At 52.3% G+C, this 9,244-nt stretch carries 8 protein-coding genes; 6 read left to right on the forward strand and 2 right to left on the reverse strand.

The window, feature by feature from the left end:
• Both EJP87_RS10755 and EJP87_RS10760 read right to left on the reverse strand, forming a co-directional pair.
• On the reverse strand, positions 1-1,322 hold a 1,322-nt coding region (locus tag EJP87_RS10755), incomplete at its 3' end, for an NAD-dependent epimerase/dehydratase family protein (RefSeq protein WP_130471875.1).
• Positions 1,319-3,238 (reverse strand): hypothetical protein, encoded by a 1,920-nt coding sequence (locus EJP87_RS10760; RefSeq protein ID WP_130471876.1) that lies wholly within the window; start codon positions 3,236-3,238, stop codon positions 1,319-1,321. The genes EJP87_RS10755 and EJP87_RS10760, both read right to left, overlap by 4 nt.
• Before the next feature lie 614 nt (positions 3,239-3,852).
• On the opposite strand from EJP87_RS10760, the gene phbB reads away from it, so the two are divergent.
• The 6 genes from phbB to miaA all read left to right on the forward strand — a co-directional run bounded on the left by phbB (position 3,853) and on the right by miaA (position 9,044).
• The gene (gene phbB, locus EJP87_RS10765) at positions 3,853-4,599 is read left to right on the forward strand and encodes a beta-ketoacyl-ACP reductase (protein WP_130471877.1); all 747 of its coding nucleotides are present in this window, start codon (positions 3,853-3,855) and stop codon (positions 4,597-4,599) included.
• A 35-nt stretch (positions 4,600-4,634) separates the two neighbouring features.
• Positions 4,635-5,075 carry a polyhydroxyalkanoate synthesis repressor PhaR gene (gene phaR, locus EJP87_RS10770; RefSeq protein ID WP_130471878.1) on the forward strand — a complete coding sequence of 147 codons (441 nt, stop codon included), beginning with the start codon at positions 4,635-4,637 and terminating at the stop codon, positions 5,073-5,075.
• Between the two features lie 156 nt (positions 5,076-5,231).
• Positions 5,232-5,588: a phasin family protein gene (locus tag EJP87_RS10775; protein WP_193771296.1), complete on the forward strand. Its 357-nt coding sequence runs from the start codon at positions 5,232-5,234 to the stop codon at positions 5,586-5,588.
• Positions 5,589-5,627: 39 nt separating this feature from the next.
• Complete coding sequence (locus EJP87_RS10780; RefSeq protein WP_130471880.1) at positions 5,628-6,962, forward strand: poly(R)-hydroxyalkanoic acid synthase subunit PhaE; 1,335 nt, start codon at positions 5,628-5,630, stop codon at positions 6,960-6,962.
• Between the two features lie 3 nt (positions 6,963-6,965).
• A complete protein-coding gene (locus tag EJP87_RS10785; RefSeq protein ID WP_130471881.1) occupies positions 6,966-8,030 on the forward strand; it encodes a class III poly(R)-hydroxyalkanoic acid synthase subunit PhaC in 1,065 nt (354 codons plus the stop codon).
• Positions 8,031-8,087: 57 nt separating this feature from the next.
• A complete protein-coding gene (miaA, locus tag EJP87_RS10790) occupies positions 8,088-9,044 on the forward strand; it encodes a tRNA (adenosine(37)-N6)-dimethylallyltransferase MiaA (protein ID WP_130471882.1) in 957 nt (318 codons plus the stop codon).
• The last annotated feature ends 200 nt before the right edge of the window (positions 9,045-9,244 follow it).

The following is a 9,244-nucleotide window of genomic DNA, read 5'->3' on the forward strand; positions in this document are numbered from 1 at the left end:
GCGGTATCAAAAACATTAATGCCTCGGCTGGCAGCATGCAGCATGGCATCGATGTAGCGTTGATCGGTGGCCGGAGTCAAATCGCCCATCCAGGTACCGATACCGATACGGCTGATCGAACCTGCTTGGAAAGATCTGTAAAATTCCTCCAGTGGTGTTGAACCATTTTGGGGACGGGTTACACGAGTTTTCCAGTGGGAACTGTCTGGATTATTCAAGAAGCCGGTCAGGGGAGCAGTTGCTTGTGGTATTGCCAGAGCTGGCGCTGGCAATGGGCCGACAGGTGCCGCCAGGGTAGTGCGCTGTTGGTTATACCGTTGCAGATGGCGAGCCAGAGCAATTTCCTGGGTTCGTGTGTGGTACCAGGTACGCATATCCGGTCGTGTATTGGCCTCCAGCAATAATGGTAGCCACTGTTCTGCTGGTGTTGGCTGCCAACCGGTGGCTTTCAACTTGGCGTTATCTGGTAAAGTCCAACCGGCGCCCGTTCCAAAAACAGGGGAATAATCCACACCAGACTGTTCCAATATTTCATTGGGAACATAAACAATTTCTGGATCGCTTTTGGCAGCGGTAGCCAGGGTGCGCAACAGACGTTCATTGGTCCAGATTTCATCACCGGTGACATTGTAGGCTTGATTGACTGCATCGGGGAGGGTGAGAACATGGGTTGCTGCGCGCGCCAAATCGCTGACCAGGACCAACTTAAAGACCACTTCGTCGCGACTGCAGAGCAAAATAGGACCACCATCCAAAACGCGAGAGATCCAAAAATGGCTGCGGCCAGACTCTTCAAACCAGTGCAAACGGCGAGGGGAGGGGGCTCCGGTCAGATTATCGCGAGGACCACTGACCATGCAGGGACGCAAAACACTCCATTCCACATCGGAGGCACGCAGGACCGCCTCACAGGAGCGTTTGCCATAGTTATAGCGTTCGGCATCGGTCATACCGGTCAGATCATAGCGCCGAATCTCCACCTGATCTTCTCGGTAAGCCCGTGGATGGCGATTGGAGTAGACATCTGTGGTACTGGTCAACAGATAGCGACCGATTCGTCCAGGCAGAGCCGCCAACAGGCGTTCCACATGTTGTGGTTCATAGGCAATATTGTCGACCACGCAATCAAAAGATTCGTTGGCAAACAGCTCTTTGAGGGCGGCTTCCTGATTGCGGTCCACCTGCAACCAGCGAATATGGGGACGAGTCTCTGCAGGAGGGGAGTCCAGGGCCAAGACTGTCAATTGATGTCCGGCATGCAGCAGGTGCCAGAGCATTTCGACGCCGACAAAGCGATTACCACCCAGCAGAAGGGTATTCATCGTGCATCCTCCAAGTAGGGTAGCGAAAAGGGAGCTGGCAGAAGGGCATCCCAATAGAGATCCAATGGGATTGCCGGACCAATTCTTTGTTCCAGGTTGCGGAATTGTTGCCAACGTTGCAAGCGCTGCACAGCCTCGCTCAAATTGGCATTATTGGGGGCAACAGCGGAGATTTCATGCCAATGGATGCCGTGAGCAATTCCGGGAGGTCTTCGTCGTACAAAGAGATGTCCCCCTTCGGCCAAGGCTTGGCTCAACGGCCAGGAGACATCGGCGCAACCGGTAAAATCGATGGCCAACGTGGGTGCCGGCAAATTACCTTCACGGCGGCGGGCCAGAAGCGGGTGAATAGCCTGGACAGGAAATTCGGGATGGTGCCAGTCGCGGCGATCAACGTGCACGACTGGTCGTCCAGCATCCTGAACCAGCCAGGAGAGCAAAGCGGCTTCCACGGTGCGACCGGCGATCCAGACTGGTGCCTGATCCTGGCTCAAGCGTGGCGCAAGAGCCGCAATCAGACTGCCCAGTGGATCGGCCAACAGAGCGATTTTGCCCAAAGAGGGAGGAACCGTCACCAGATGGGAGAGGGGAGTGGAACAGATTCCCCAACCATAGCCATCGGTGCCAATACCCAAAACAGCACGCACACCGCCACGACAGAAGGGACATGTGGCAGCCTCGGCACAGGGCATGACACTCATAGGCACGGCCAAGGTGCCTGCCTGAATGTCATGTGGTCCGGGGTTGACCACCTCCAGCAGGGCATTGTGTCCAAACACCCGATAGCCATTTTGGGGATACTCCCCGCGCAAAAAGCGCTCTTCTGCTGGCAACAGGGTGAGGGCGTGTACTTTGACGACGGGCGGTGCAAAATGTTGTATGTGTGGCAGTCGTTCCAGGGCCAAGCTGGCTGGTTGTCCTGCCCAGCCGCGCAATACCCACTGTTTGGTGGTGTGTTGGGGAAGAGGGTGAGGAGATTGTCCCGGGTGATAGAAGGTTTCGCTTTCCGCTTCTGTGAGGGCGCGTCGTTCGCGGGTAAGCAGATGCTGGTCATAGGGTCGGCGATTGGCGGCGCACTCTCTGGCGCGATTGTGCAGCACAGTGAGGGAATCCTCTGGTTGCCAACCCAGTTGCAGCAGCAGATGCGCCGGTTCAATCAAGCTGGTGGAGGCGCGTTCACCCAAAGGCAGTTGCAAATTGGCAGCGCGCCAACGCCATTGTGGCAAATAACCAAAACGCAAAGGTAATCCCAAAGCGTCGCGCACAACGGCTGCATGTCCCCAATAACTCAAGGTGGATTGGTTGGCGACATTCAGGGTTTGATCAAAGCTGTCTGGATAACCGGCAACGGTCAGGATGGCACGCGACAAATCAACCTGGGAGAGATGGCGGTAGTTGGGGAGATCTCCCTCTGGAAGAACGACGATACCACCATCCAGAACCCGATCGACAAACCAGCGTGTGACATCGATGCTTCCACTCTCTTCACCTTCAAGCAAGGCTGGACGGAGAATTGTGTAGGCAAAACGGTTGCGGGCCAACAGACGCAACTCCCGTTCTACAGCTCGTGCTGCCAATGTTGCCGGAGGCAGCGAGGAGGCCAGATCATAGGCCACATTGGCATCACCTTCACGCCAGGGGCGCAACGGAGCGCTGCTGGGGTAGACTTGATGTGTAGAAATCAATAGATATTGTTCCACCGCCCCATTGAGGGCTGATACCGATGCGCGCAACTGACTGACCGTGCGGGAAGCGTTATCGATAACCAACTGATAAGAGGATGCCTCACCAGGTGGGATGATTTCATATCCGGCATCTGTCAAGGATTGTTCCATGAGAAAGCGAAATGAGCCCGGGATACCGATATAACAGGCCCTCCGTTTGCCGGATCGGGATTTATTGACCTTGCCGCGCACCGTGATTGACTCCGCATGTGATGATTGGATTGTTGCTGACAGTTTCGCAAGAGGTTAATTCATCCTCTTTCTTGTGCAGTATTTCCGAGAATGCGCTACAGGTCAATGGCTTGCCAGAAGATGAATTTGCCAAAGCGCAGGATTTTGACAAAAGGATAATTTGCGTAAAATATTGTGCTAATGTGAGATAAACTCCTTTTCAAACGGTATAAAAACCTGCTATGAACAGAGTCTGGGATCATTTGGGTGTTGTCCAGAAATGCTCTGTTGTTTGTTGCATATACTCTCATGGTGCAGATCCCCTCCTGGTAGCAAAAGAGGAAGAGATAATAATATTTATCTGTTTCTGCCAAGGGATTGCCAATCTGCGCTGGATGTCTGGCAGAGTGTGTGCGTACACAGCGCATCGTTGTTTTGTATGCGGATGGAGGATAAGGTAGAGAGTGTTCTCAACGCGCAACGAAGAGATGTTCTGACGGCACCTGACAGGGACAGCATGGGCAAGCCGGGTAGCAAATAGACCGGGCATGGGGGTAGCCGGTGTTGTTGGATGGTATGATCAAAGCAGTTTGTTGTCATTTTGTCGTCAACCCCTGAAATAAGGAAGAATCGCAATGAGTGGAAGAGTTGCCTTGGTAACGGGTGGTGCAGGTGGTATTGGTACGGAAATTTGCAAAAAATTGATTAGTGAAGGGTATCGGGTTGTGGTGACCTGTGCCCCGGTTTTTGAATGTCCCAATCTGGATGAGTGGAAAAAACAGCGCGAGGCGGAAGGTACCCCCATTCCGGTTTATGAAGCCAATGTCGCCGATTTTACTTCCTGCAAAAATGCCGTTGAGCAAATCGAAAAAGAGGTGGGCCCGATCGATATTCTGGTCAATGCCGCTGGTATTACCCGCGACTCCACCTTGAAAAAAATGACGGAACAGCAGTGGAATGAAGTCATTGATACCAATTTGAACAGTGTATTCAACATGACCAAACAGGTTTTTACCGGGATGACAGATCGTGGTTTTGGCCGGATTGTCAATATTTCTTCGGTCAACGGTCGCAAAGGTCAGTTTGGTCAGGCCAACTATTCGGCAGCAAAAGCCGGCATGCATGGTTTTACCATGGCTGTTGCCCAAGAGGGTATTACCAAAGGGGTAACTGTCAACACCATTTCCCCCGGTTATATCGGTACCGAGATGGTTAAAAAGATTCCGGAAGATGTACTCAAGAAGATCATTGCGCAGATTCCTGCCGGTCGTCTGGGACGCCCAGATGAGATTGCCCGGGTGGTTGCGTTCTTGGTGCATGAGGATGCCGGTTTCATTACGGGAGCCAACATTGACATCAACGGCGGTCAGTTCATCCACTGATGCCCAGTCGTTGAGGAGTGTTTGAGGCAGTTCACATGAGAGTCATTCGCAAATATCCCAATCGTCGTTTGTACGATACGGAACGGTCGGCATATGTCACCCTGGAGGGAATCCGTCAGTTGGTGTTGGATAAGATTCCTTTTCAGGTCATTGACAAACAGACCAACGAAGATATTACGCGCAGCATACTGTTGCAGATCATCAGTGAATCGGAAGGGGGAGGGGTTCCGGTCTTTTCGACCGAGGTGTTGCAGCAAATTATCCGCTTTTATGGCGGAGCGTTACAAGGCATGCTGGGTGAGTATTTGGCTCGCAGCGTGGCTCTCTTTGTCGAACAGCAGAATCAGTTGCACACCGCTATTAATCCGGTGTCCATTCTGAGCGAAATGACCCAGAAAAATATTGAATTTTGGGTCTCCCTTCTGCCCATCACCAGACCTTCACCCACCTCACCCCCGGCGGATGAGTCTTCGTGATGGGCAGATTAAAAAAAATGATAGCAGGTTGTCGAACAGCATAAAAAAATGGTTGACAACTCTCTTAGGGAGGAATATGCTGCACTGCAACAATTGCTGCAACGCAGCATTGCGGTAAAGGACAACATCATGAGCGACAAATCGAAGGAGGGTAAAATGGATAAGAAAGTTGCCGAGCAGGTTGCCGAAGTGACGCGGAAAATGGTCAACTCCATTGCCGGCTTGCAAAAAATCAACGAGCGGACCATGAAAGAGTTGGCCAAACAGCAGGTTAATGCGGCTGAGGCTTTTGTCACTGTCAGTTCAAAACAGATCAAAAGCATGGGTGGCATGAAATCGGTACAAGATGTTGTGAATGCACAGGCAGATATTGTTTCTGATGTGGGCAAAATGATGGTAGAAAATGCACGGCAAACCATGGAACTGTTGTCGCGCAGCCAGGATGAGTTGAAAGGATTGATCGAACAGGACTTGAACGATATTGTCGAGCAGGTCAAGGCCAATACCAAGTAACACCCGTGTTCAAAGCAATTTCAATAAGGGAGAGCAAGCATGGCGAATGATGCGTTTTCGGTAGATTGGATGCAGGGTTGGGCCGACCTGCAGCGAAAAATCTGGAACGAGTGGTCCGCCATGGCTGGCGAACATCTGCAAACAAACCGCAGTTTTTCTGCCATGCCCGGAATGGAAGGGATGGCCCAGTGGCCCATGCAGTGGTTAAAGCAGGTCAGCGAAGGGGCCACAACTGCCGGCAATAGTATGCCCTGGACCTTGCCCTGGATGCAGCCACAGGCAAGCAGTTCGCCACTGGATGAATGGACGCGCATGTTTGGTATTTATACCCCAGAGGCTTCCCCGGAAAAGACAGTCATGAATGGCATGCTGTCTGCCGCCAGTGGTTTTATGCGCATGAGCAAGGAGATTTTTGATGCTCTGCAGCGCATCGGCGAGAGTCAACGTGAAGGTGGTGAATGGACCAAGCATTTGGATCGCGCCATTCAACAGGCAAAATCCTTTTTTACGGGACAAGAGGGTGCGCAAGCGGCTCTCCATCCCATGGCTGCTTGGAGCCAGCCGATGCAAATGTGGATGGATATGTTCAAGGACAATCCATTGCTCTCCAGTAATTTGATGCAGACGATGGCGAGCGCTGTCAAACCAGAGGTATGGAACCAGGAAAGTGGTCTGGAGTGGTTGCGCAAAGTGCTTGCTACACCAGGATTGGGGCTGACCCGCGAAAAGCAGGAGCGGATGCAGGCTGCCATGAATGAGCTGTTGAATTATCAAAAGGCGATGCAAGAGTTTCAAACTCTGTCCAATCAGGTCAATTTGAAGGCGTTGGATTTGCTGCATAAGCGCTTGTTGGAGCGGGGTGCGACCAACAAGCCGATTGAAAGTTTGAAAGAGCTTTATGTGTTGTGGGTGGATTGTTGTGAAGAGACCAATGCCGAATTTGTGCGCAGCGAAACGTTTCAACAGGCCAATTCACGCATGGTCAATGGGATGATTCGGGTACAGCAGTATCAACAGGGCATGGCCGATGAGATGATGTCAGCCGTCGGCATGCCAACCAGACGGGAAATGAATACCTCCCATCGCCAGGTTCAGGAGCTGAAACGGCGGGTGCGCAACCTGGAGGATCAATTGAAGCGTTTGCAAACCCAGGATCATGGTGCAGAGTTGCGCTCGCTCCGCGATGATTTGGAGCGTTTGGATGTGGGCAATCTGCGTCAAGAGCTGGCTGACATGAAGAGTATCCTGGAAGATGCCAGACCGGGTGTCACCACTCCCCCGGAAAAGGCCAGCGCCTCAGCAAACAAAGCGCGGGCTGCCGCACGGGATAAAGTGGGTGCCACGTCGGATACGGTTGCCAAAAAAGGAGAATAACGGATGTTTCCAATTAACATGACCCCACAGCAAGCGGCTGAAGAGCTGTTGCGTTTTAACCAAAAGTTGCTTTCCGGCATGGAAGTGTTGAATAGCACCGGACCGATTTCTGCTGGTGTGAGCAGCCGCGAGGCGGTGTACACCGATGACAAGATAACCCTGTATCGCTATCAACCACGTGTGGAAAAGCGGCATCGGGTGCCGGTATTGGTGGTCTATGCTTTGGTCAATCGGCCCTACATGGCTGACTTGCAGGAGGATCGCTCCCTGATTCGTGGTCTACTGGATGAAGGGATGGATGTCTATCTTATCGACTGGGGCTATCCGGATGGTTCGGATCGGTACTTGACGCTGGATGACTATATCAACGGCTATATTTACCGTTGTGTGCAGCATATCTGCGAAGCCCATGATCTGTATCGCATCAATCTGTTGGGCATTTGTCAGGGTGGTACCTTCAGCATCTGTTTTTCAGCTTTGCATCCGGACAAGGTACGCAATCTGGTGACTACGGTTACCCCGGTTGATTTCCAGACCCCGGATAATCTGTTGAGCCGTTGGGCGCAAACTCTGGATGTGGATCTGCTGGTGGATACCATGGGTAACATTCCTGGAGATCTGTTGAATTTTACCTTTCTCTCCATGAATCCTTACCGTTTGACTGGACAAAAATATCTCGACATGGTTGACATCATGGATAGTCCAGAAAAGTTGAAAAACTTTTTGCGTATGGAAAAATGGATCTTTGATTCGCCCGATCAGGCTGGTGAGGCGTTCCGGCAGTTTATTAAAGATTTTTATCAATGCAACGGCTTGATCAAGGGTGAAGTGGTGATCGGCGGAAAACGGGTTGATTTGAAAAATATCACCATGCCTGTTTTCAACGTCTATGCTTCGTTGGATCATCTGGTACCGCCGGCGGCTTCCAAGGTGTTGAAGGAGCTGGTGGGTAGTGCCGATTATTCGGAATTTGCCTTCAAGGGGGGACATATTGGCATCTATGTCAGTGGTCGTGCCCAACAAGAGGTTCCTCCGGCCATTGCCAACTGGTTAAAGGCGCGTGGTTGATCTGTTGTAATGCTCTATTGACGGGGTTGTAGAAAGACTCTTTCTGCAGCCCCGTTTTTGTGTGGACCTTTTACCTTTACTACGCCCCCCTTGTTACCTGCTCGCTTGATCTTTTTGATGGGCCCGACTGCATCGGGAAAATCCTCACTGGCCATGGCCTTGGCCAAAACCTTTGCGTTGGAGATTGTCAACGCCGATTCGGTTCAACTCTATCGTGGTTTGGATGTTGGTTCTGCCAAGCCCAGCCTGGAGGAGCGCCAGCAGGTTCCTCACCATCTGTTGGATGTCACTACCCCCGATCATCCGTTCAGTGCCGACCGCTACCGGGAGGTGGCTTGGCAGATCATTGCCGATTGTCAGCAACGTGGCTGTACTCCTCTTTTTGTTGGCGGCAGTGGCCTCTATTTCCGGGCGGTGGCCTCAGGTTTGGTGTTGATACCGGCCATGGATCCGGCGATTCGCCAGCAGATAAAGCAGCAAGGAGAGGAGTGGGGTTGGCCTGTGCTGCACCAACGTCTGCAGCAGGTGGATCCACAACTGGCTGCCCGACTGACCCCCAATGATGGGCAGCGGATCAGTCAAGGGTTGGCTGTGTATACAGCAACCGGTCGTCCTTTAAGCCAATGGCAACAGGAGCAGCCCCCACCTCCCCCCTTTACCATTCTGAAAATGGCCCCGCTGTGGCCGAGAGAGCAGTTGTATGCCCGTATCGATGACCGCTTTGCTGCAATGATGGCGCATGGTTTGCTTGAGGAAGCAGGTCATCTGTTGCAGGCGGGTTATGACCGCCATCTGCCAGCCATGAAGGCAGTAGGTTACCGGCAACTCTTTCCCTTTTTGGAGGGCAAGCACTCTTTGGCCGAAGCTGTTGCAATGGCAAAACAGGAGAGTCGTCGTTATGCCAAGCGGCAGATGACTTGGTTGCGCAAGGAGCCTGATTTGCACTGGTTGCCACCGGAGGGGGTGTCGGAGGCAACCCATTTGGTTGCGGAGTTTCTGTGCCATAAGCAATAGTTATTGTAACTATTCAGCACCCAACACAACTGCGGGTCCATGGAGGGCACCTCCCTGGCCGGGTCCAGGGATGGAATCCCTGGGATTTTGTTTTTAATCTTTTGTAACTATTCAGCGCCCAACACAACTGCGGGTCCAGGGAGGGCACCTCCCTGGCCGGGTCCAGGGATGGAATCCCTGGGATTTTGTTTTTAATCTTT

The organism is Candidatus Magnetaquicoccus inordinatus, from assembly GCF_004217665.1.
In the GTDB taxonomy this organism is placed as follows: domain Bacteria; phylum Pseudomonadota; class Magnetococcia; order Magnetococcales; family Magnetaquicoccaceae; genus Magnetaquicoccus; species Magnetaquicoccus inordinatus.

Excerpts from the sequence above, each read along its gene's own strand:
- EJP87_RS10785 (WP_130471881.1), top strand. The coding sequence starts at position 6,966 with ATGTTTCCAATTAACATGACCCCACAGCAAGCGGCTGAAGAGCTGTTG.
- EJP87_RS10775 (WP_193771296.1), top strand. The coding sequence starts at position 5,232 with ATGGATAAGAAAGTTGCCGAGCAGGTTGCCGAAGTGACGCGGAAAATG.
- EJP87_RS10780 (WP_130471880.1), top strand. The coding sequence starts at position 5,628 with ATGGCGAATGATGCGTTTTCGGTAGATTGGATGCAGGGTTGGGCCGAC.
- phbB (WP_130471877.1), top strand. The coding sequence starts at position 3,853 with ATGAGTGGAAGAGTTGCCTTGGTAACGGGTGGTGCAGGTGGTATTGGT.
- phaR (WP_130471878.1), top strand. The coding sequence starts at position 4,635 with ATGAGAGTCATTCGCAAATATCCCAATCGTCGTTTGTACGATACGGAA.